We start from the raw sequence: 411 nt of genomic DNA on the forward strand, positions 1-411 counted from the left end.
CCTGGTCTTGCCAGAAGAAAATACTCTCGCAAAAGCATTTTCTTCTGATAATCCCTCATGAAGTGTTTGGTGGAGCCGAGGAGGATCGAACTCCTGACCCCCTGCGTGCAAGGCAGGTGCTCTCCCAGCTGAGCTACGACCCCTTTTTACTTCGATATTTTGTTTTACTCTTCGTTATAAGCACTCGTTTGTTCGGTCACATACTGATGTATGTTCCCTCTCGCACTCGCACTTATGCCTCGATTAAAACAAAATCTCTCGCAAAAATTTTTTGCTTGTATTTTCTTTGATTCATCGAAAATCACCGCAAAACTCTTACTTCATTGAAAACAAACTGTGTGGGCACTTTAAGTCGCATGGTGCTTTAATATTTTAAGGAGGTGATCCAGCCGCAGGTTCCCCTACGGCTAC

Annotated in this window: 1 tRNA gene and 1 rRNA gene (1 of these 2 running past the window's edge); both read right to left on the reverse strand. The window is 44.0% G+C overall.

The annotated features are described in order from the left end of the window. Positions 1-48, reverse strand: a 23S ribosomal RNA gene (locus Lwal_RS07295); it reaches 2,855 nt to the left of the window's first position. 19 nt (positions 49-67) lie between these two features. Next, positions 68-143: transfer RNA gene (locus Lwal_RS18245), tRNA-Ala, on the reverse strand. Between the last annotated feature and the right edge of the window lie 268 nt (positions 144-411).

Source organism: Legionella waltersii (assembly GCF_001468085.1).
GTDB classification, from domain to species: domain Bacteria; phylum Pseudomonadota; class Gammaproteobacteria; order Legionellales; family Legionellaceae; genus Legionella; species Legionella waltersii.